This window comes from Agromyces ramosus (assembly GCF_004216665.1).
Lineage (GTDB): Bacteria > Actinomycetota > Actinomycetes > Actinomycetales > Microbacteriaceae > Agromyces > Agromyces ramosus.
Map to the genome: position 1 here is coordinate 417747 of NZ_SGWY01000003.1, position 21100 is coordinate 438846.

The window sequence follows — 21100 nt, forward strand, 5'->3', positions numbered from 1 at the left end:
GCTCCATGCACGGTCCGCCGTCGGCTCTCAGGATCGCGACCTACGCTCGCCGCATGCGCCCCGTTCCCGTCCCCGCCGGTCCCGGCCAGGAGTCCGTCTGGGACTACCCCCGCCCGCCGCGCGTCGAGCACGTCGACGTGCGCGTGACGATCGACTTGGGCGGCGAGCGCGTCGTCGACACGCGCGACGTCGTGCGCGTGCTCGAGACGAGTCATCCGCCGGTCTACTACCTGCCGATCGCGGCTTTCCGGGCCGACGCGCTCGTCGCGGCCGACGGCGCCTCGTTCTGCGAGTTCAAGGGCGCCGCGCGGTACCACAGCGTGCGCGGCGGCGGCACCGTGGCCGAGCGCGCCGCGTGGAACTACCCGTCGCCTTCGCCCGGGTTCGAGTCGCTCGCCGACCGCGTCGCGGTGTACGCCGGCCCGATGGACGCGTGCACGGTCGACGGCGAGCGGGTGGTGCCGCAGCCGGGACGCTTCTACGGCGGCTGGATCACCTCGAACGTGGTCGGCCCCTTCAAGGGCGGCGCGGGGTCGCTCGGCTGGTGACCACGTCGGCGCCGCGGCGTAGGCTCGCAGCATGAGCGTCAAGCCGGTCACGATCACCATCACGGGCGCCGGAGGGCAGATCGGCTACGCGTTGCTCTTCCGCATCGCCGCTGGCGAGTTGCTGGGCCCCGACACGCCCGTGCGGCTGCAGCTGCTCGAGATCCCGCAGGGCGTGCGGGCGGCCGAGGGCGCCGCGCTCGAACTGCAGGACTGCGCGTTCCCGCTGCTCGCCCACGTCGACGTCCACGACGACGCGGAGGCGGCCTTCCGCGGCACGAACCTCGGGCTGCTCGTCGGCGCGCGTCCGCGTACCGCGGGCATGGAGCGAGGCGACCTGCTGGTGGCCAACGGCGGCATCTTCGGGCCGCAGGGCGAGGCCATCAATGCCGGCGCCGCCGACGACGTGCGCATCGTGGTGGTCGGCAACCCCGCGAACACGAATGCCCTCATCGCCGCGGCCCACGCACCCGATGTCCCGGCCGACCGCTTCACCGCGCTCACGCGACTCGACCACAACCGGGCACTCGGGCAGCTCGCGACCACGGTCGGCACGCCCGTCGGCGAGATCCGCGATGTCGCGATCTGGGGCAACCACTCGGCGACGCAGTTCCCCGACGTGTCGCATGCGACGGCGGGCGGGCAGTCGGTGCCCGCGCTCCTCGCGGCCCGCCTCGGCGGCCCCGACGCGGCGCGCGAGTGGCTCGTGGATCACTTCATCCCGCGCGTCGCGAAGCGCGGCGCCGAGATCATCGAGGTGCGCGGCTCGTCGTCGGTCGCCTCCGCGGCGAGCGCGACGATCGACCACGTCCACGACTGGGTTCTCGGCACCACGAACGGGTGGACGAGTGCCGCGGTCGTCTCCGACGGGTCCTACGACGTGCCCGAGGGGATCGTGTCGTCGTTCCCGGTCGAATCGGTCGACGGGGCGTGGCGCATCGTGCCGGGCCTCGAGCTCGATGCATTCGCGCGGCACCGCATCGCGGTATCCGTGGCCGAGCTCGAGGACGAGCGCGACGCGGTGCGCGCGCTCGGGCTCCTCTGACCCCCGACGCCCCGGCGAGAGGCTTGGCATGACGGAAACGCTCGACCTGGCACCCTACGTGCTGGCCGTCGACGAGCAGTTCGACGGCGACGACCTCGACGACACGCGCTGGTTCCCGTACTACACGCCGCACTGGAGTTCGCGCGCGGCGACCCGAGCACGCTACGAGGTCTCCGGCGGCACCCTGAAGCTCCGCATCGACGCCGACACGCCACGGTGGTCTCCCGAGTTCGACGGCGACGTGCGGGTGTCCCACCTGCAGACCGGGCAGTTCTCGGGGCCGGTCGGCAGCGGGGTCGGCCAGCACCGCTTCCGGCGGGGCCTGGTGGTGCGCGAGGCGCAGGACGAGGAGCGACTCTGGCTGCCGCACTTCGGCGTCATCGAGGCGCGGGCCCGCGGCATCCGCCACCCGTCGGCGATGGTCGCACTCTGGCCGATCGGGTTCGAGGACGAGCCCCGCGACTGCGGCGAGCTGTGCGTCTTCGAGATCTTCGGCAGCGAGCTCGACGACGAGGGCGGACTCGTCGGCGTCGGCGTAAAGCCGCAGAACGATCCGCGCCTCGAGCTCGACTTCGAGAAGGTGCGTGTCGACGGCGACCTCACCGAGTTCCACGACTACGCGGTCGAGTGGCTGCCCGATCGTCTGCGGTTCTTCGTCGACGGGCGGCTCGTGAAGACCGTCGAGCAGGCGATCCGGTATCCGGTGCAGCTCATGCTCGACGTGTACGAACTGCCCGCGGATGCCCCGCGCGATCTCGACGCCCTGCCGTTCGTGTTCGAGGTGGCGCACGTGCGCGAGTACGTGCCGCGCGAGTGGCCGCCCGCCGGCGCCTCGTAGGCTGGGCGCATGGCCTCCGAATCCACGCCCGGCGCACGACGCAAGCAGCTCATCATCGGACTCGCCGTCGGCGCGCTCGTGGGCGTCGGCATCAGCTTCTGGACGGGATTCTGGCTCTGGCTCGCCGCGGGCCTCGCGGTCGGCCTCGCCGCGGGCGCGCTGATCAAGCCCCCGGCGGAGTAACCGACTCAGCCGGCGCGTGCCGCTCGGCGAGCAGGGCGACGTAGGCCTCGATGCCGTCGATGACGCGCGCGAGCCCGAACTCGAACGCCCGCGCGGGGTCGGCGGCGGCGCCGTACTCCTCGCCGGCGGCGGTGCCCACACGGCCCGAGATGGGATACCTCGAGGGGTCCATGATCTGCTCGAGCACCGGGGCGTTGCGCGCCCACCACTCCTCGTCGCTCTCGGTCGACGTGCGGTGCAGCCGCTCGGCGTCCACGTAGGCGCGCGCCGGCCCGGCCACGAATCCGGTCACGAGCGTGATCACCTGGTCCATGTCGAGGTCGCTGAGTCCGAGTCCCTCGATCGCGCGCAGGCTCCACTCCCAGCGATCCGAGACGTTCGGCCCGAGCGGAGGACGACTCGTGTCGATCGAGAGCAGCCACGGATGCCGCAGGAACTCGTTCCACGTGAGCCGCGCGACCTGCACGAGGCGTTCCCGGAGCGACCCGGCGGGTTCCGGCAACGGCTCCTCGCCGGCGGCGCGGTCGACCATCAGGTCGATGAGCTCGGCCTTGCCCGGCACGTAGGTGTACACCGACATCGGCTTGAGTCCCAGCCGCTCGGCGATGCGGCGCATCGACAGCGCCTCCATGCCCTCCTCGTCGGCGATCTCGATCGCAGTGTCCACCACGACGTCGACGCTGGTGCGCTGCTTCGGGCCCCTCGACCCCACCGGATCGCCGAGCCGATGGCGCCACAGCAACCGAAGGGTGCGGTCGGGCTCGCCGTGCCCGGTGGATTCGCTCGACATGGGGGCTAGCCTACATTCTCCGTATGGTGTACGGTCATAGAATAACACCGTATAGCGTACGTTGAAGGGAAGCGATGACGCCGACTCCGACCCCCACTCCACCTCCGACCCTCCTCGCCCACGGGCTCCGCAAGCGCTACGGGTCGACGACGGCGCTCGACGGCTTCGACCTCGCCGTCGCCCGCGGGACCGTGCACGGACTGCTCGGACCGAACGGCGCGGGCAAGACGACGGCCGTGCGCTGCCTCGCCACGCTGACCGACTTCGACGAGGGCACAGCGAGCATCGATGGGCTCGACGTGCGCCGGCAACCGACGTCCGTTCGCGAGCGCATCGGCCTGGTCGGCCAGTTCCACGCGGTCGACGAGGCGCTCACCGCACGCCAGAACCTCGTGCTGTTCGCCCGGCTCAGCGGGGTGTCGAAGCCGAGGGCCCGGCGACGCGCCGACGACCTCCTCGCGGCCTTTACGCTCGCGGATGCCGCGGACCGTGCCGTCTCGGGCTTCTCCGGTGGTATGCGCCGTCGCCTCGACATCGCCGCGAGCCTGGTGCTGACCCCGGCGATCCTCTTCCTCGACGAGCCCACCACCGGACTCGACCCGCGCGGTCGCGCCACCGTCTGGCAGGCGATCCGCGAGGTGGCCGCAGCGGGCACGACCGTGCTGCTCACCACGCAGTACCTCGACGAGGCCGACCAGCTGGCCGACTGCATCTCGGTGATGGACCACGGTCGAGTGATCGCCGAGGGCACGCCCGCCGAGCTCAAGCGCCGCATCGGCGGCGACCGGGTCACGATCGTGCCGGCCGACGGCGCCCGGCTCGCGGATGCCGCGCTCGTCGTCGGCCGGGCGACGGGCACCGAGCCATCCGTCGATGCCGACACCCGCGCGGTCACGGTCGAGGTCGCCGACGGCGCGGCCGCACTCGCCCCGATCGTGCGGGCGCTCGATGCCGAGGCGCTCGAGGTCGACGACGTCGCCCTGCGCCGACCCACGCTCGACGAGGTGTTCCTGCACCTCACCGCGCCCGCTTCCGACCCCAGCAGGGAGGCACGATGACCACGACGACCCCGCCGACCCCGTCCCGACCCGCCATCGCCGCGGCGCCCGGGTTGCGCGACCGCCGATCGAACCCGTTGCGGGAGGGCGCACTCATCGCCGGGCGCGACCTCCTGCACTGGGTGCGCGAGCCCTGGGGCTTCGTGTTCGGCCTCGCGTTCAACCTCATGCTCGTCCTCATGTTCGGCTTCCTCTTCGGCGGTGCCATCGAGGTGCCGGGCGAGGGCGACTACATCGCCTTCCTGCTGCCGGGCATGTTCGCGCTCGCGATGCTGTTCGGGCTCGAGGCGACGATGACGGCGATGGCCGAGGACTCGAAGCGCGGCATCACCGACCGGTTCCGATCCCTCCCGATCGCCAGCGCCTCGGTGGCCCTCGGGCGTGCCCTCGCCGACCTGGCGAACTCCGTGGTCGGCCTCGCCGTGCTCATGATCGGCGGTCTCCTCATCGGCTGGCGGCCCACGACCGGGCCGGCCGAGATCGCCCTCGGCGTGGTATTGCTGCTCTGGCTCCGATTCGCCCTGCTCTGGGTCGGGATCTTCCTCGGACTGCGCTTCCGCGGCACGGGTGCGACCACGGCCGTGCAGGTGCTCGTCTGGCCGATCGGCTTCCTCTCGACCGTGTTCGTGTCGGCCGAGACCATGCCCGGCTGGCTGGGCGTGATCGCCGAATGGAACCCCGTCTCGGCGACCGCCACGGCGGCCCGCGAGCTGTTCGGCAACCCCACGGGTGTGACGAGCGGGTGGCTCGCCGAGTACGCCGTGCTCGCGGCATCCGTCTGGCCGCTCGTGATCACGCTGGTCTTCCTGCCGCTCGCGGCGTCGGCCTACCGGGGCCTGCGGCGCTAGGCCGAGGGCGCGGCCGAAACGCCGAAGGCCGGACCCCGTGCAGGGGTCCGGCCTTCGCGTGAGCGGATGCTAGCGGCTCGCCTTCTCGGGAACCGGCAGCGTGCCCGCGGCCCGCCGTGCGGCGTAGTATGCACGGGCCTCGTCCTGGCGCTCCTGCTCGGCGCCGCTGGCGATCTGCGCGCGCAGGTGCTCGGGACGGTAGCCGAACGCGTCGACGAGGTCCTGCGCGTGCGGGCGCAGGCGCTCGATGAGCCGGTCGATGTAGGCCGTCACCGCCTGGGCGCGCTGCGGCGACAGGCGTCCGTGGATGAGGTACCAGGCGAGGTGCTTCTCGATCAGGCCCAGGCCGAAGAGGTCGCGCACCCAGGTGAGCACCTGCTTCGTGCCCGGGTCGGTCGTGTGCGCGAGTCCGCGCGTGAAGGCCTCCCACTGCAGCAGCTCGGCGTGGGCGCGGGCGGCCTCGATGAGCTCGTTCTGGTTGCGGTTGAATGCCGCCGCGGCATCCGCCTTGGGCAGCTTGCGCGCGTCGCGGAGCCGGCCGGCGATCTCGGCGATCATGGCCTCGACGCGGTCGGTGAGCAGCTCGCGCTGCGTCTCCTCGTCGCGGAGCTCGGCGACCGCACGGCGTGTCGACCCGAAGTCGGCGATCGTCTGCGCCAGGCGCCGGAGCCCGGTGCCGTGATAGGCGCGCTCGGCGGTCTGCGAGACCACGTACCGCGCCATCGCGCCGGCATCCGCGTTGGCGAACTGCCGTGAGAAGTCGGTGAGCAGGCGCTTCGCGACGAGCTGCAGCAGCACGTTGTTGTCGCCCTCGAACGTCACGTAGACGTCGAGGTCCTGGCGGAGTCCGACGATGCGGTTCTCGGCGAGGAACCCCGCGCCGCCGCACGCCTCGCGCGCCTCCTGCAGCGTCTCGAGGGCGTGCCACGTGGACAGGGGCTTGAGCGCGGCGGCGATCGTCTCCAGGTCCTGGCGGTCGTCGTCGGTGTCGGCCTTGCCGGAGAAGACCGCGTCGAACTTCACGAGGAACTCGTCGTGCGCGAAGACCTGCGCGTACGTGGTCGCGAGCTTCGGCAGCAGGCGCCGCTGGTGGCGCTGGTAGTCGAGCAGCACCTCCTCGTCGGTGTCGCTCGCGGCGTTGAACTGGCGGCGCTGGTTGCCGTACGTGATGGCGATCGTCAGCGCCATGGCCGCGGCGGAGGTCGCCGCGCCGTCGAGCGAGACGCGCCCCTGCACGAGCGTGCCGAGCATCGTGAAGAACCGGCGGCCGGGGCTCGCGATGGGGCTCGAGTAGGTGCCGTCCTCGGCCACCGAGCCGTAGCGGTTCAGCAGGTTCTCGCGCGGCACGCGCACGTTCGTGAAGTGCAGGCGTCCGTTGTCGATGCCGTTGAGCCCGCCCTTCAGGCCGTCGTCCTCGCCGCCGATGCCCTTCAGGAATCCGCCCTTGGCGTTGCGGAGCGGCACGTAGAACGCGTGCACGCCGTGGTTCACGCCCTTCGTGATGAGCTGGGCGAACACCACGGCGGCGGTGCCGTGCAGCGCGGCGTTGCCGAGGTAGTCCTTCCATGCGCCGCGGAACGGCGTGTCGATCACGAACTGCTGCTTCGCCTCGTCGTACGTCGCAGTCGTGCCGATCGCCGCGACATCCGAGCCGTGGCCCGTCTCGGTCATGGCGAACGCCCCCGGGACCTTCAGCGACATGATGTCGGGAAGGAAGGTGCGGTGGTGGTACTCCGTGCCGAGGTGGAGCACCGCGGCGCCGAAGAGCCCCCACTGCACGCCCGACTTGATCTGCAGGCTGGGGTCGGCGAGCACGAGCTCCTCGAACGCGGCGATGTTGCCGCCGTGGTCCTCCTCGCCGCCGAGCTCCTTGGGGAACGCCTTGTGCACGGCGCCCTGCTCGACGAGGGTCTTGAGTTGGCCGAGCACCCGCTCGCGGTGCTCCGCCATGGGCTGGCCCTCGATGCGCTGGAGGTCGGGCTTCGCCGCGCGCTCGCGCGCCGCGACGCGGATGTCCGCCCACGTACCGAGGAGCTGTCGGCCGAGCAGTTCCACGTCGATGCGCGGCGACGCCGGCTGGGCGTCGGCGCGAGGGGCCGGGATCGGCGCCGCGACCTCGTCGCGCGCGGGCTTCGGGGGCACGGTGGCGGGTCGCTTGCCCGAGGTCTTCGGGGTGCTGCGGGATGCCGTGTCAACCATCGTCGGTTCTCGTCCTTCGTGTGCGGCGGTCAGGCTCGTTCCACGGTAGGACGGTGCGCGGCGGCGCGGAAACGGGGCGTCCGCGGCCTACAAACCGCTCGCGCGACGCCTCGCGGTCGACTGTCGAGACCCTACAAACGCGGGTTCGTCACGCGTTGCAGTGTCCACAAGCGGATGCCGCGGCATCCGCTCGCCCGTTTCGGCTCACTCGCGGAAGAACGCGGTCGCGCGCCGCGTCCAGAGCAGGATGAGCACCACCACGGCTATCGCGATGCTGAAGTACTCGCCGATGGCCCCGGCGGGGTATGCGATCGCGAGGAACACCGAGCCGATGATCGACAGCATCTGGAAGATGGTCATGACGATGCGCGACGCGTTGTTGCCGCGCAGCAGGCCGATGGCGACCACGATGACGACGACGCCGACCAGGATCGTGAACAGCGCGGAGGCGATCAGCTGGCTCGCGCCGCCGAACTGCTCGACCGTCGCGGCGACGCTCGTCTGGAACAGCAGCAGCGTGCCGCTGAACACGTCGAGCGCACCCGAGATCCACGCGAGCACCGCGACGAGGGTCACGCCCCCGGGTCGTTCGATCGCCATGACCACTCCTCACGTCGGCGCCGCCGGGACGCGGCGCATCTGCTGCGATGCTAGTCCGAGGCGACCTCGCTGGCGCGGAAGAACGCGCTCGCCGGCCGCGTCCAGAGCAGGATCAGCACGATCGCCGACACGAGCACGCTCGCCCACTCGCCGACCGGGTTGCCGAGGTTGGCCACCGCGAGGAACAGCGACTGGATCAGCGAGAGCGCCTGCAGCACCGTGACGATCATGCGCGCGACCCACCGGCCCAGCCAGATCAGGAAGGACAGGGCCAGCACCACGACGCCGAGGAGGATCGAGCCGATGGCGGCGGCGAGCACGCCGTTCGGTCCGCCGAACGCTTCGCTGATCTCGGGGTTGCCGCCCTCGAACATCAGCAGGATGCCGGTGATGACATCGACGACACCCGAGAGGCCCGCCAGCACGGCGACGATCGCGACCCCGATCGGCCGGTGCACTGCGTTCGCTTCCGCTTCCGCTTCCGACATGATGCGTTCCCCAATCGCTCGCCGCCGCCCCAGTGCGACGGTCCTGGGCCGATGCTAGCGCGGCGACGGATGCCGCGGCGAGAGCGCCGCGGCATCCGTCATCGATCCTCAGCTCGTGGGCTGGTCGGGTGCGAGGCCCTTGAAGTAGCGCGTGGCCTCTCCCGACCAGAGCAGCATCAGGATGGCCAGGGCGACGAGTGCGCTCACGATCTCGGTGGCGAGGGTCGACGGCTGGGCGATGCCGATCCAGATCGAGCCGGCGAGTGAGAGCGCCTGCACGACCGTCGCCGCGATGCGCGCGACCGCGTTGCCCCGCAGCAGGCCGAATGCGATGAGCAGCATGAAGATGCCGAGCACGATCTCCATGATCGCGATGGTGGTGGCGATGCCGGCACCGCCGAATGCATCGGCCACGTCGGGATCGGACTGCGTCGCGAGCAGCACGATGCCGCCGATGACGTCGAAGGTGCCGGCGATGATCGCGAGTGCGGCGACGATCGTGACGCCCAGCGGACGCTTCGGGCCGAATTGGTCGGACATGGCGCTCCCTGTTCGAGATCACGGATGCCGCGGCCGCGGCCCGCTGAGCGTGATCCTAGCCGCACCAGGTGTCCGCCAGGCGGCGACGCGTCGCCCCGGGACGACCGCAGCGCGGGTGCGGCGCGGGTGCCGGCGCGGGTGCCGGAGGCGGCGCGACGCTCTACGCCGCGCCCACCACCGCCAGCAGCGCCTCGCCGTAGGCCTCGAGCTTCTTCGCGCCGATGCCGCTGATGCCGTCGAGGTCACCGAGGCTCGAGGGCCTGGCGACGGCCACCGCCCGCAGGGTGGCGTCGCCGAAGACGATGTACGCAGGCACGCCCTGCTCGCGGGCCTCCCCCGCGCGCCACGAACGGAGCGCCTCGAAGAGCTCGGCCTGCGCCGGCTCGAGGTCGGCCGCGGCGGGCGCGGCCCTCGGTCCGCGCGAGCGCGCCACACGCTCGGGCTCGGTGCGGAGCATGACGTTGCGCGCACCCGACAGCACCTCGGACGCGGCATCCGTGACCGTCAGCGTTCCGTACTCGCCGTGCGTGGCGAGCAGGCCCTGCGCGAGCAGCTGTCGCACCACCCCGCGCCACTGCTGCTCGGAGAGGTCGGCGCCGATGCCCCACGTGGCCAACGCGTCGTGGCCGTACTGGCGCACCCGAGGCGTCTCCTTGCCGCGGAGGATGTCGATGAGGTGCCCGGCCCCGAACTTCTGCCGGCGCTCGCGCTGCAGTCGCACGATCGTGGACATCAGCTTCTGGGCGGGCACCGTGCCGTCCCACGCGGCGGGCGGCTCGAGGCACGTGTCGCAGTTGCCGCACGGCTCGCTGGCCTCGCCGAAGTACGCCAGCAGGTTCTGCCGACGGCACTGCACGGTCTCGCAGAGCGCCAGCATGGCGTCGAGATGCTGTGACAGGCGTCGTCGGTGCGCCAGGTCGCCCGGGCTCTCGTCGATCATGCGGCGCTGCTGCACGACGTCCTGCAGTCCGTAGGCGAGCCACGCGGTCGCGGGGGCGCCGTCGCGACCGGCACGGCCCGTCTCCTGGTAGTACCCCTCGACCGACTTGGGCAGGTCGACGTGCGCGACGAACCGCACGTCGGGCTTGTCGATGCCCATGCCGAACGCGATCGTCGCGACGATCACGACGCCGTCTTCGCGGAGGAAGCGCTCCTGGGTGCTGCGGCGCAGCGCGGCGTCGAGACCCGCGTGGTACGGCAGCGCGTTCACGCCGTTGGCGGAGAGGTGGGCGGCGATCTTCTCGGTGCTCGCGCGCGACAGGGCGTAGACGATGCCCGAGACGGGGGTGCCCGAGGCATCCGTGCCCTCGCTACGCACGAAGTCGAGCAGTTGCCTGCGCACCTCGAGCTTGGGGGCGATGCGGTACTGGATGTTGGGACGGTCGAAGCTCGACACGAAGTGCCTGGCGCCGTCGAGCGAGAGTCGCGACGTGATCTCGCGATGCGTGGCCTCGGTGGCCGTCGCGGTGAGGGCGATGCGCGGCACATCGGGCCAGCGTTCGGCGAGCTCGGAGAGTGCGAGGTAGTCGGGGCGGAAATCGTGGCCCCACTGCGCCACGCAGTGCGCCTCGTCGATCGCGAAGAGGGCGATGCGGCCGCCCTCGAGGAACCGCTTGGTGGACTCGGAGTTGAGCCGCTCGGGGGCGACGTAGAGCAGGTCGAGCTCGCCGGCCAGGTACGCGCGCTCGACCTGGGCCCGCTCGGCCGGTTGCTGGCTCGAGTTGAGATAGGCGGCGCGCACCCCGTTGCGCACCAGGGCGTCGACCTGGTCGTGCATGAGCGCGATGAGGGGCGACACCACGACACCCGTGCCCTCGCGCAGGAGCGCCGGGATCTGGTAGCAGAGGCTCTTGCCGCCACCGGTGGGCATGAGCACGACGGCGTCGCCGCCGCCGGCGACCTGGGCGATGATCTCGGCCTGCTCGCCGCGGAAGGCGTCGTAGCCGAAGACGGTGTGCAGCGCCTCGGCGGCCGTGTCGAACCGCGGCGGCGCGGCGCTCACGACGCGGGGAACCGACGACGCGGGCCCCGCCGGCGTGCGCATCGGCGCGGCCGCGGGTGCCCCCCGGCGAGCCGGGAGTTGTGGCGCCCAGCCGTCGTCGGCGGGCGGCGCCCAGTCGTCGTCAGCCGGCGGGAGCTCGTCTGGATCCCAGGGGACCTCGTCGGGGTCGTGGGATTCGGGGTTCCAGCTCACCCGTCGAGTGTAACGAGCGCCCCCGACGGGTGAGCCGGATCATCCTCAGGCGCGGCGACGCACCACGAGCCAGGTGCCGATGGCGGCGATCGCGGCCAGGAGCACGCCGCCGCCGATCCACAGGGCGTCGAGCGGTGACGAGGTCGCCGCGGCATCCGACCCCTGGGTCGTCGCGTCGGTCGAGGGCTCTGGCGTGCTCACCACGGCGTCGCCGGCGCTGCCTCCGCCGCACGCGAGCGGCTCGTCCGATCCGTCGCCGAGCTCGACGCCCTCGGCCGGCTGCCACGTGAACGCCCACGTGCCCGAGATCGGGTGGCCGTCGGTCGAGACGACCTTCCACGCCACGGTGTACTCGCCGGGAGCCCCGAGCACCACCTTCGTCTCGGCGGAGGGACCGGCCACCGCAGTGCAGCCGTCGCTGTAGAAGCGCCCGTCGGGCCCGCGGACCTGGATCACGGCGCCGTCCTCGACCTCGAGCAGGTCGTCGTTGGTCTCGAGCGACACGGTGCCGGGCTGTTCGGTCAGCACCGCGCCAGCGGCCGGCGCCGACGACACGAGGTAGTTGTGGGCCGCTGCCGGCAGCGCGGGCACCACGACCAGGGCAGCGGATGCCGCGACGAGCAGCGCGATGCCGGAACGGCGTGCTCTCCGCGGCGCCACCGCACTTGCGCTCGGGCGGGACACGGCGAGCATCAGACGTCCGATCGCGGACGGCGAGCCGTGATCGCGAGGACGATGCCCACGACGCCGACCACGAGCCCGCCGATGCCGAGCACGCGAGCCACCGTGTCGGTCGAGCCGCTCGCGGCATCCGAGGCGGTCGCGGTCGCCTCGTCGTGGTCGCCATGCTCGTCGGGCGTCGTGTCGGCGACGTCGTCGGTCGCACCGCCGTGACCGTGCTCGTCACCCGTGGCCTCGGTGACGACGATGACGGGGGCGGGGCTCTCCGGTTCCTCCTCGCCCTCCTCGGCGACCTGGTTCCAGTTCGTCTCCCCGACCTCGCAGGTCTGCAGCACCGGGAACGAGAGCGTCTCACCCGCGGCGTCGTCGGGCAGGCGCATCGAGAGCTCGATGGTGTCGCGGTATCCGTCTTCCACCGGCGTGATCGCCGTGTACACGACCTGCGAGGTGCGGTCGCCGTCGGCGACCTTCTCGATGGTGTAGTTCGGGTTGAGCGTCGGCGAGACGCTCTCGATCGACTCGGGGATGTCGATGGCGAGGGCCGTCGTGGGCGAGCCCTCGCATCCGTGGCCGAACGCGAAGGTGAGCACGGTGTAGCTGCCGGCCGCGGTGCCGCTCGGGGTCACGGTGACGTGTGCGCTCGCGACGAGCGGCACGGCGGTGAGTGCGAGGACGGCCCCGGCGGCGAGGCCGACGGCGGAGAGGCGTGCGATACGCATGTTGGAGGGTTCTTTCGTGGTCGAGGTCGGGCGCGCGTGAGGGCGTCCAGGTGTGATTCGGAGTCGTCAGCGGATCAGGCCGCCGCCGCCACGGCCGGGGGACCACGGGACCCCATCGCGGCGTGCAGGAGGGCGCCGACGAGGCGCGGGCGCGGGCCGTCGACGGGAATGCGGAGCGTCGGCGCGACGACCGGCGTCGGCACCCGGGTGAGCCGCCGAACGAGCACGCGAACGGCTCCGCCGATGGTGTCCGCGATGCGGTCGGCGAGCACGAGCGCGGCGAGCGTGATGGCGGCCGCCACGAGGTGGGCGGCCGGCATCCAGGCATTGCCGTGGTCGACGGCGGCGACGGGCGGAGCCGGCAGCTCCAGGCCGGCATGGTGGTGACCGGCGTGCATGGTGGAGGCGAGGGGGGTGGCACCGCCCATCGCGTAGGTGAGGTGCAGGGCGGCCTGCGCGACGAGCGCCGACACCGCGGTGCGCGCCAGGCGTGCCCGTGCTCCGCTGAGCGCCATCGCGAGCGGGACCGAGAAGGCGAGGGCCACCATCAGCGCGACCGGCCCTGGCGGGGCACCGCCGCCGACCGTGTGCGCCAGGGACGCCGCGAAGATCGCGAACACGGCCACGGCCGTTCCGCGAGCTGCGCGAGCGCCTCGAGAAGTCACCCGACCAGCTTAACCGGCGGCCCTCGACGGGAACTGGAGGTCGGATGCCACGGCGGCACGTCCCCTCAACGCGGGAACGGCCCCGGGCATCGCGCCCGGGGCCGTCCTCGTTCAGGGATCCGACTAGCCGACGTTCAGCACGAACGAGCTCGTGGTTCCGGTGGTCGGCACGTTGATGTCGAACCGCGTGGGTCCTGACGTGCCGGCCGGAATGGTGAACTCGACCGTGGCCTTGCCGATCTCGTCGACCGTCGGGGTGTAGGCCCGGTCGACCGGCGAGGTGTCGAGCTGAGCACCGCCGAACGACACCACGACCGTGCCGGCAGCCGGCTCGTTGCGGCTGAAGTCGAGCGACGACAGGTTCACCGTCACCAGCTCGCCCGGTGCGTAGGTGCCGTCGCCGGCGACCTGCACGCCGACGGCCCGCTGGGCGTTGTCGGGCGAGATCGTGTTCTGCGGCTGCGCGGCGAAGTAGTCGACCATCGACTCGAGGTCGATCTTGCCGCTGTCGGCCTTGTTCGTGCCCAGCGCGAGGGTGAAGAAGTTGTCTCCACCCGCTGCGAGGAACGAGTTGGCGCCGACCGAGTAGGTCGCTGCCGGATTGATCGGAACGCCGTTCAGGAGCAACTCGGTGACTCGGTTGCCCGCCGGACCCGCCGGGTTGTACGTGTACTCGAGCTCCTTGTTCACGCCGAGCTTGAGGAACGGACGCGTCGCACCCTGTGGCTGCCACTGCTCCTCGAGCACCTGCTTGACCTGGGCCCCTGTGAGGTTGAGCGTCACCAGGGTGTTGGCGAACGGTTGCACGTCGGCCGCCTCGCGGTAGGTGACCTCGCCACCCGCCAGGTCGGCGCGCAGGCCGCCCGGGTTCATGAAGGCGATGTCCACGTCGCGAGTGCCGTCCTCGTTGAGCGACCAGAGCTGCACGTCGGCCACGAGGTTGCCGAGCGTCGACTCACCACCGCGGTTCTCGGGCAGCGACTGACCGGGCACCGGGGCCGACGCCACAGCCCGACCGAAGTCGGCGGTCGCCGTGCCGAGCACCACGTTGCCGAGTTGGTTGGCAACCTTGACGGCCTCGTCGACGATCGGCTTGACCGCGGGGTCATCCGCGTACAGCGCAGTCGCACCATCCATGAGGTTGAAGATCTCGTTCTTCATGGTGAAGGTCTTGGTCTTCTTGTCGTACTGGATGTCCATCTTGGAGAACCGCTCGCCGTACTGCCCGCTCGAGATCACCGGCATCGGCTCGTGGTCGAACTGCGGGCTGTCAGCGCGGGTGATCACGTGGTTGTACGCGAGGTGCGTGTGCCCCGAGACGATGGCGTCGATGTTGCCGTTGACGCCGAGCACGATCTCGCCGAATCGCGAGCTCCCGTCGATCGCCGACGACTTGGCCGTGGTGGCGGCACCCTCGTGCACGAGCAGCACCACGATGTCCGCCTCGCCGTTCTCGTCGATGCCGTCGCTGAGCTGGTCGGCCACCCGATTGGCTGCCTCGGTCGGGTCGCCCACCGTGATGTCGGCGATGCCGTCGGGGCTGACCAGCGAGGGCAGCTCGTCGGTGACCGCGCCCACGAAGCCGATGGTCACGCCCTCGAACTCCTGGGTCCAGTACTCGGGAAGTGCCGGCTCGGTCGTGCCCTTCTTGTAGATGTTGGCGCCGAGGTACTCCCAGAGCGCGAGCGGCATCACCCGGTCGGTGAGGTCGGCGAAGCCCTGGTCGAACTCGTGGTTGCCCACCGAGCTCACGTCGAGGCCGGCGGCGTTCAGCCCCTCGATCGTGGGAACGTCCTTCTGGATGAACGACGTGAACGTCGATGCGCCGATCATGTCGCCGGCGGCGGCGAAGATCGTGTTCGGGTTCCCGCCGCGGATCTGCTTCACCGCGGTCGAAAGCGCGGCGATGCCGCCCGATGGCGCCGACTGCTCGATGCGGCCGTGGAAGTCGTTCACGGTCACGAGGTCGATGTCGACCGTGGCCGGAGGAACCTCCGACCCGACGCCCACGACGATCGGGTCGTGGTCACTCGACCGGAACGGCGTGCCAGGCTCGGCGGCGGTGCCGAAGTACTCGCGTCCGGCCCACTCCGGGGAGTTGATCGACCAGACCGCCGCGTTCGTGACGCGGGTGTTCGCGGCCGGGGACGCGATCACGTGGTCGAGCGAGCCGAGCTCACCGTCGAACGTGTAGGTGTACTGACCGCGGGCCTTCGTGAGGAGCACGTCGCTCCAGCCCTCCTCCGTGAAGACCTTGATCGGGTCCTCCTTGGCGTAGGAGTTGAAGTCGCCCACGAGGTAGACCGCGTTCTTGCGACCCTCGGAGAGGCTGTTCGCGAACGTCAGCAGCGACTTCGCCTGCTCTACGCGCTCGTCGTTGAAGGCATCCTGTCCCGTCTGGGGTGTCGGGTCGGTGCCGCTCTTCGACTTGAAGTGGTTGGCGACCACGGTGACGAACGTCTTGCCGTACTTGAACGTCTGCGCGATCGGCTCGCGCGCGATGTCCCATACGGTCTCGTCGATGATGGTCTTCGCCTCGCCCGACGGCGTCACCGCGGCGGGCTTGTAGATGATCGCGTTGGAGATGACGTCGGTGATCGCGGCGTCGTGGAGCGCGGCGGGCGTGCGTACGTAGTCCCACACGTTCGGACCTGCCGCGGCGTTGAGGCCCGCCACCAGGTCGGCGAGCGCCTCGTCGGGAGCCTCGCCGAGCTTCACCGAGTTCTCGATCTCCTGCAGCGCCACGACGTCGGCGTCCAGGCCGTTGATCGCGGTGACGATCTTCGACTTCTGGATCGCGAACTCCTCTGCGGTCCGCGCGCCGCGGGCGTCGGGGTTCTGGGAGGTCAGCGTCGTGAAGTAGTTGAGCACGTTGAATGCCGCGACCGTGATGTCGCCGCCGACCGCGGGAACGGTCGCCGGACGCAGGTTGGCAGCCGTGAAGGTCGGCTTCAGGTTCGGCGCACTCGCGTCGGTGAGCGGCGTCGGCGGCTGCAGGCGCCAGTTGCTGAAGCCGAAGCTCAGCAGCGAACCGCCGGCCGGGAAGGTGATGGCGTCGCCGTTGCGCACCACCACGTCCTTCGTGAAGTAGGGCTGGTCGCCCGGGTGCGAGGCGTCGCTGACCGAGACGCTGTAGCCGTCATCGAGGATCAGGCGGGCGTTGTTGTTCGCGGTCGTGATGGAGTTCGCCGCCGTCGTGCCGGGCGCCTGCGACTCGAACGCCTCGACCGGCATGGCCGTGCCGGCGCTCGTCCAGAGCTCGCCGAAGCTCTGCAGGTTGTGGCTCGACACCACGCGGTACACGCTCGAGGGGCGCACGAGCATGCCCTCGAACGCCTCACGGGCGCTGCCGAGCACCGTGTTGGGCAGCGGGGTCACCGCGGGCACGCCGACGCCGGCTTGGACCAGCTGGACCGAGCCGGCTGCCGAGGCGGTGATGCGGGTGACGCCACCGCTCTCGTTCACCAGGCCCGTGACGGAGACGCGGTCGCCGATCGCGACGCCGGCAGCCGGGTTGCTCTCGAGGAGGATGAAGATGCCGTCGGAGGCGTTCGGCGTGGCATCCGTGGGCCCGCCCGAGCCGGCGGTCTGCACGTAGATGCCGCGGAACCCACCGGTGCGGTGGTCGCCGGTGACGATACCCTCGACCGTCACGGTCTGGCCCGCGAGCGGGGAGGTCGCGACGTTGGTGCCCTGCACCTGCGCGATGGTGTGGCTCGGCTCGGCGGCGTATGCCGGCGGCGCGGCGAGGAGTCCCGCCACGATCGTGCCCGCCGCGGCGACCGCCACGGCTGACAAGCGCTGTATGGTGCTGCGACGTGGCATGACTCTCCTCTGAATTCCACCCCGGGAAGGCACCCGCGCGGCGAATGGTTCGGGTCGTGCGTGCGCGAGTGCTGGTCGAAGCCTAAGCACCGCCGCCCACGGTGCCAAGGGGGTTCCATTGCAATATCCGCACGTTTTCACACAGAGTTCACGCCGCGCGCGCAGATGTGCATCGTCCCTCCCCCCGGCTGCTCGGATGAGCACGCCTTCCGGGCGCCGCTACATTTGAACGGTCATGCTCACCGCCGTCTTCTCGCTCGCCGGAGCACTCGTGTTCGGCGCGGCCGACTTCCTCGGCGGGCTCGCCGCGAAGCGGGTGAGCTCGGTGCTCGTGACCGCGGTCGCCGCCGTCACCGGCTTCGTGCTGCTCGCGGCCGCGGCGCCGTTCCTCGGCGGAGTATGGAGCGCACACGACGTGCTCTGGGGCGTGCTCTCCGGTGTCGCCGGGGCGGTGGCCATCTCCCTGCTCTACGCCTGCCTCGCGATCGGACCGATGAGCATCCTCTCGCCGCTGACGGCGGTGGTCTCGGCCGTGGTGCCCATGGTCTGGGGACTCCTCATCGCAGGAGAGCGGTTCGCGCCGCTCGGGTACTGGGCCCTCGGGCTCGCACTCGTCGCCGTCGTGCTCGTGGGCTTCGTGCCCGAGCGCGGGGCCGTGCGGCCGAGCCTCCGCGGCATCCTGATGGCGATCGGCTCCGGCGTCGCGATCGGCACGTTCTTCGTGACGATCGACCAGACCTCGGAGGAGAGCGGCGTGGTGCCGCTCCTCCTCAACCGCGCCGTGACGGCGACCATCATGTTCGCGGCCGTCGGCGTGCTCGCGCTCGTCGCGGCGTCGCGGGCGGCCACGCGCCACCCGTCCGCCGCCGATGCGGGCCCGGTCGGCGCGCGCTCGACCGAGCGGATGCCGCTCCCGGCGCCCGTGGGAACGGCCTTCGCCCCGGCGCGATCGGCCACCGCGTCGGGCGTGCGCCTCGCGATCGCGTGCGGCGTGGTCGACGTGACGGCGAACGGCCTGCTCCTCATCGGCATCCGCGCGGGCGACCTGTCGGTCGCGGCGGTGCTCGGCGCGATGTACCCCGCCGGCACGATCCTGCTCGCCGCACTCGTGCTGAAGGAGCGGATCGCGCCGGTGCAGTGGGCGGGCCTCGTGCTCGCGCTCGTCGCTGCGGGCATGCTCGCGCTCGCCTAGGCCCGCCGCAGTCCGCCGCCGCAGTCCGCCCCCGCCGCCGCCGCCGGCCGCCCGCCTGCCCGGACCGCAGAGCAGGACTAGAGCCGCACGACCTCGGTGACGCGCACGACCGCGGCGCCCTCCTCCGCCGACTCGCGCAGGTCGACCTCGGCGCGGATGCGCCAGTCGTGGTCGCCGGCCGGGTCGTCGATCGTCTGCTCGACGCGCCAGGTGCCGGCCGCGGCATCCGACTCGTCGATCGCGACCAGCCGCGGCGAGCGCGCGGCCGCACCCGTGAGGATGTCGTCGTGCTCGGCGTAGTAGCGGTCGAGCGCGTCGGGCCAGCCGGCGTCGGGGTCGAGCTCGGCGAGCTCGTCGTCGCGCTCGAGGGCGGCCAGCTGCACGCGCCGGAACAGCTCGTTGCGCACGAGCACGGTGAAGGCGCGGCGGTTCGTGACGACCGAAGGCGGAGGAGGCGGCACGACGGCGGCCTCGTCCTCGGGCAGGTGGCTCGACGGGTCGACGAGCTCGTTCCACTCGTCGACGAGGCTCGAGTCGACCTGCCGCACGAGCTCGCCGAGCCACTCGATGATGTCGAGGAGCTCCTCGTCCTTCGCCTCGGTCGGCACCGTCTGGCGCACCGCGCGGAAGGCGTCGGAGAGGTACCGCAGCACGAGTCCCTCGCTGCGCGCGAGCTGGTAGAACGAGACGTATTCTCCGAACGACATGCTGCGCTCGAACATGTCGCGCACCACCGACTTCGGACTGAGCTCGAAATCCCGCACCCACGGCTGGCTCGACGCGAAGGTCTCGAACGCCTGGGCGAGCAGCTCGTCGAGCGGCTTCGGCCAGGTCACCTCCTCGAGCAGCTCCATGCGCTGCTCGTACTCGATGCCCTCCTGCTTCATCGCGCCGACGGCCTCGCCGCGGGCCCTGTACTGCTGCTGCGAGAGGATCGGGCGCGGGTCGTCGAGCGTCGACTCGATGACGCTCAGCACGTCGAGGGCGTAGTGGCCGGTGCCGATGCCCTGGCCGCGCGCCTCGTGGGGGTCGAGCAACTCGATCGCGGCGAGCGCGAACGGCGAGAGCGGCTGGTTCAGGGCGAAGTTCGGCTGCAGGTCGACCGTGAGGCGCAGGTCGGCGAGACGGCCCGGCGCCGACGCGGGCACGATCTCGACGACGCCGGCGTCGCGCAGGGTGCGGAGGATGTCGAGCGCGCGGCGCGCGAGCTCGAAGGTGCGGGAGCGCGCCTCATGGTTGTCGAACACGAGCGAGCGGATGTCGCCGGCGACGTCGTCGCCGCGGCCGATCACGTTGATGAGCATCGCCGCCGTGAGCTTCAGCTGCGGTGCGAGGGGTTCGGGCTCGGCCGCGACGAGTCGCTCGAACGAGCCCTCGCCCCAGGTGATCTGGCCGGCCGGCGCCTTCTTGCGCACGATCTTCTTGAGCTTCTTCGGGTCGTCCCCCGCCTTGCGGACGGCGGCCTCGTTCTCGATCTCGTGCTCGGGCGCGAGCACGACCACGGTGCCCGCCGTGTCGTATCCGGCGCGACCGGCACGCCCCGCGACCTGGTGGAACTCGCGGGCGCTGAGCTGGCGCATCCGCTGCCCGTCGAACTTCGCGAGCGCGGTGATGAGCACCGTGCGGATCGGCACGTTGATGCCGACGCCGAGCGTGTCGGTGCCGCAGATGACGCGGAGCAGCCCGCGCTGGGCGAGCGTCTCGACGAGGCGGCGATAGCGCGGCAGCATACCGGCGTGGTGCACGCCGATGCCCGCGCGCACCAGCCGCGAGAGCGTCTTGCCGAAGCCGGTGGTGAAGCGGAATCCGCCGATCGCGTCGGCGATCTCATCGCGCTGCTCGCGCGTGATGACCCTGATGGACGACAGGGCCTGCGCTCGTTCCATCGCCGCGGCCTGCGAGAAGTGCACGATGTAGACGGGCGCCTGGCGGGTCTCGAGGAGCTCCTCGACCGTCTCCTGCACGGGCGTCCTCGCGTAGGAGAAGTGCAGGGGCACCGGGCGGTCGACGCCGGTGACACGTGCGGTCTCGCGACCGGTGCGCCGGGTGAGGTCCTCGGCGATCGCGGTGACGTCGCCGAGGGTCGCCGACATCAGGATGAACTGGGCCCGGTGGAGCGTGATGAGCGGGACCTGCCACGCCCAGCCGCGATCGGGGTCGCCGTAGTAGTGGAACTCGTCCATCACGACCTGGTCGATCGCGGCATCCGGACCCTGACGGAGGGCGATGTTCGCGATGATCTCGGCGGTGCAGCAGATGATCGGGGCATCGGGGTTCACCGAGCTGTCACCGGTGACCATGCCGACGTTCTGGGCGCCGAAGATCTCGACCAGCTGGAAGAACTTCTCGCTCACGAGCGCCTTGATGGGCGCGGTGTAGTAGCTGCGCCCCCCGTTGGCGACGGATGCCGCGTGCGCCGCGACCGCGACGAGCGACTTGCCCGTGCCGGTCGGCGTCGAGAGGATCACGTTCGCGCCGGAGACGATCTCGATGATCGCCTCGTCCTGCGCGGGGTAGAGCGCGAACCCGCGCTCGTCGGCCCACTCCACGAACGCGTCGTACATCGCGTCCGCGTCGTACGGGCGCGGGGCGCGGTCGAGCAGCGGCTGGGTCATCCGTCCGAGTCTGTCACGCGCGGCGGGAGGCACCGCACCGGCGCGTGAGCACGACGGCGCGCGTGGTAGAACTGG

General features: G+C 71.3%; 18 protein-coding genes. 7 read left to right on the forward strand and 11 right to left on the reverse strand.

The window, feature by feature from the left end; genetic code table 11:
- The first annotated feature begins 53 nt into the window (after positions 1-53).
- From EV187_RS13945 to EV187_RS13960, 4 genes are read left to right on the forward strand one after another with little or no spacing between them, the layout of a single operon-like run.
- Complete coding sequence (locus EV187_RS13945) at positions 54-548, forward strand: DUF427 domain-containing protein (protein WP_130353657.1); 495 nt, start codon at positions 54-56, stop codon at positions 546-548.
- A 31-nt stretch (positions 549-579) separates the two neighbouring features.
- Positions 580-1590 (forward strand): malate dehydrogenase, encoded by a 1011-nt coding sequence (locus tag EV187_RS13950; protein ID WP_130353658.1) that lies wholly within the window; start codon positions 580-582, stop codon positions 1588-1590.
- A 28-nt stretch (positions 1591-1618) separates the two neighbouring features.
- Positions 1619-2428, forward strand: coding sequence for a glycoside hydrolase family 16 protein (locus EV187_RS13955; RefSeq protein ID WP_165391201.1), 810 nt, complete (start codon positions 1619-1621; stop codon positions 2426-2428).
- Positions 2429-2437: 9 nt separating this feature from the next.
- Positions 2438-2611 carry an HPP family protein gene (locus EV187_RS13960; RefSeq protein ID WP_130353660.1) on the forward strand — a complete coding sequence of 58 codons (174 nt, stop codon included), beginning with the start codon at positions 2438-2440 and terminating at the stop codon, positions 2609-2611.
- Here the strand turns inward: EV187_RS13960 and EV187_RS13965 are convergent.
- On the reverse strand, positions 2592-3401 hold the full coding sequence (locus tag EV187_RS13965; protein ID WP_130353661.1) for a TetR/AcrR family transcriptional regulator: 810 nt from the start codon (positions 3399-3401) through the stop codon (positions 2592-2594). The genes EV187_RS13960 and EV187_RS13965 overlap by 20 nt on opposite strands.
- Positions 3402-3475: 74 nt before the next feature.
- Between EV187_RS13965 and EV187_RS13970 the strand changes: the two genes are divergently transcribed.
- Both EV187_RS13970 and EV187_RS13975 read left to right on the forward strand, forming a co-directional pair.
- Positions 3476-4459: an ATP-binding cassette domain-containing protein gene (locus tag EV187_RS13970; protein WP_130353662.1), complete on the forward strand. Its 984-nt coding sequence runs from the start codon at positions 3476-3478 to the stop codon at positions 4457-4459.
- The gene (locus EV187_RS13975) at positions 4456-5307 is read left to right on the forward strand and encodes an ABC transporter permease (protein WP_130353663.1); all 852 of its coding nucleotides are present in this window, start codon (positions 4456-4458) and stop codon (positions 5305-5307) included. The genes EV187_RS13970 and EV187_RS13975 overlap by 4 nt, the downstream gene beginning before the upstream one ends.
- A 69-nt stretch (positions 5308-5376) precedes the next feature.
- On the opposite strand, the gene EV187_RS13980 is transcribed toward EV187_RS13975, so the two are convergent.
- From EV187_RS13980 to EV187_RS14020, 9 genes are all read right to left on the reverse strand, one after another.
- On the reverse strand, positions 5377-7506 hold the full coding sequence (locus EV187_RS13980) for an acyl-CoA dehydrogenase family protein (protein WP_130353664.1): 2130 nt from the start codon (positions 7504-7506) through the stop codon (positions 5377-5379).
- A gap of 204 nt (positions 7507-7710) precedes the next feature.
- Entirely contained in the window at positions 7711-8106 is a 396-nt protein-coding gene (locus EV187_RS13985) for a DUF7144 family membrane protein (RefSeq protein WP_130353665.1), read from the reverse strand.
- Between the two features lie 50 nt (positions 8107-8156).
- Positions 8157-8594 carry a hypothetical protein gene (locus tag EV187_RS13990; RefSeq protein ID WP_130353666.1) on the reverse strand — a complete coding sequence of 146 codons (438 nt, stop codon included), beginning with the start codon at positions 8592-8594 and terminating at the stop codon, positions 8157-8159.
- 108 nt (positions 8595-8702) lie between these two features.
- On the reverse strand, positions 8703-9134 hold the full coding sequence (locus tag EV187_RS13995) for a DUF7144 family membrane protein (protein ID WP_130353667.1): 432 nt from the start codon (positions 9132-9134) through the stop codon (positions 8703-8705).
- Positions 9135-9294: 160 nt separating this feature from the next.
- Complete coding sequence (recQ, locus tag EV187_RS14000; RefSeq protein ID WP_130354082.1) at positions 9295-11178, reverse strand: DNA helicase RecQ; 1884 nt, start codon at positions 11176-11178, stop codon at positions 9295-9297.
- A 195-nt stretch (positions 11179-11373) separates the two neighbouring features.
- Positions 11374-11988 (reverse strand): copper resistance CopC family protein, encoded by a 615-nt coding sequence (locus EV187_RS14005; protein WP_165391202.1) that lies wholly within the window; start codon positions 11986-11988, stop codon positions 11374-11376.
- A 32-nt stretch (positions 11989-12020) separates the two neighbouring features.
- Positions 12021-12728, reverse strand: a complete 708-nt coding sequence (locus EV187_RS14010) for a YcnI family copper-binding membrane protein (RefSeq protein WP_130353669.1) — start codon at positions 12726-12728, stop codon at positions 12021-12023.
- Positions 12729-12802: 74 nt separating this feature from the next.
- Positions 12803-13393 (reverse strand): hypothetical protein, encoded by a 591-nt coding sequence (locus tag EV187_RS14015; RefSeq protein ID WP_130353670.1) that lies wholly within the window; start codon positions 13391-13393, stop codon positions 12803-12805.
- 123 nt (positions 13394-13516) lie between these two features.
- A complete protein-coding gene (locus EV187_RS14020; protein WP_242609649.1) occupies positions 13517-17182 on the reverse strand; it encodes an ExeM/NucH family extracellular endonuclease in 3666 nt (1221 codons plus the stop codon).
- A 271-nt stretch (positions 17183-17453) separates the two neighbouring features.
- On the opposite strand from EV187_RS14020, the gene EV187_RS14025 reads away from it, so the two are divergent.
- A complete protein-coding gene (locus EV187_RS14025) occupies positions 17454-18410 on the forward strand; it encodes a DMT family transporter (RefSeq protein WP_130353672.1) in 957 nt (318 codons plus the stop codon).
- Between the two features lie 77 nt (positions 18411-18487).
- Here EV187_RS14025 and EV187_RS14030 read toward each other — a convergent pair whose 3' ends face one another.
- Positions 18488-21025, reverse strand: a complete 2538-nt coding sequence (locus tag EV187_RS14030) for a DEAD/DEAH box helicase (RefSeq protein WP_130353673.1) — start codon at positions 21023-21025, stop codon at positions 18488-18490.
- Positions 21026-21100: the final 75 nt, after the last annotated feature.

Coding starts and splice junctions, on each gene's coding strand:
- EV187_RS13980 (WP_130353664.1), bottom strand. CDS start 7,506: ATGGTTGACACGGCATCCCGCAGCACCCCGAAGACCTCGGGCAAGCGA.
- EV187_RS14025 (WP_130353672.1), top strand. CDS start 17,454: ATGCTCACCGCCGTCTTCTCGCTCGCCGGAGCACTCGTGTTCGGCGCG.
- EV187_RS13990 (WP_130353666.1), bottom strand. CDS start 8,594: ATGTCGGAAGCGGAAGCGGAAGCGAACGCAGTGCACCGGCCGATCGGG.
- EV187_RS14010 (WP_130353669.1), bottom strand. CDS start 12,728: ATGCGTATCGCACGCCTCTCCGCCGTCGGCCTCGCCGCCGGGGCCGTC.
- EV187_RS13975 (WP_130353663.1), top strand. CDS start 4,456: ATGACCACGACGACCCCGCCGACCCCGTCCCGACCCGCCATCGCCGCG.
- EV187_RS13945 (WP_130353657.1), top strand. CDS start 54: ATGCGCCCCGTTCCCGTCCCCGCCGGTCCCGGCCAGGAGTCCGTCTGG.
- EV187_RS13950 (WP_130353658.1), top strand. CDS start 580: ATGAGCGTCAAGCCGGTCACGATCACCATCACGGGCGCCGGAGGGCAG.
- EV187_RS13970 (WP_130353662.1), top strand. CDS start 3,476: ATGACGCCGACTCCGACCCCCACTCCACCTCCGACCCTCCTCGCCCAC.
- EV187_RS13955 (WP_165391201.1), top strand. CDS start 1,619: ATGACGGAAACGCTCGACCTGGCACCCTACGTGCTGGCCGTCGACGAG.
- EV187_RS13965 (WP_130353661.1), bottom strand. CDS start 3,401: ATGTCGAGCGAATCCACCGGGCACGGCGAGCCCGACCGCACCCTTCGG.
- EV187_RS13995 (WP_130353667.1), bottom strand. CDS start 9,134: ATGTCCGACCAATTCGGCCCGAAGCGTCCGCTGGGCGTCACGATCGTC.
- recQ (WP_130354082.1), bottom strand. CDS start 11,178: ATGCGCACGCCGGCGGGGCCCGCGTCGTCGGTTCCCCGCGTCGTGAGC.
- EV187_RS14030 (WP_130353673.1), bottom strand. CDS start 21,025: ATGACCCAGCCGCTGCTCGACCGCGCCCCGCGCCCGTACGACGCGGAC.
- EV187_RS13985 (WP_130353665.1), bottom strand. CDS start 8,106: ATGGCGATCGAACGACCCGGGGGCGTGACCCTCGTCGCGGTGCTCGCG.
- EV187_RS13960 (WP_130353660.1), top strand. CDS start 2,438: ATGGCCTCCGAATCCACGCCCGGCGCACGACGCAAGCAGCTCATCATC.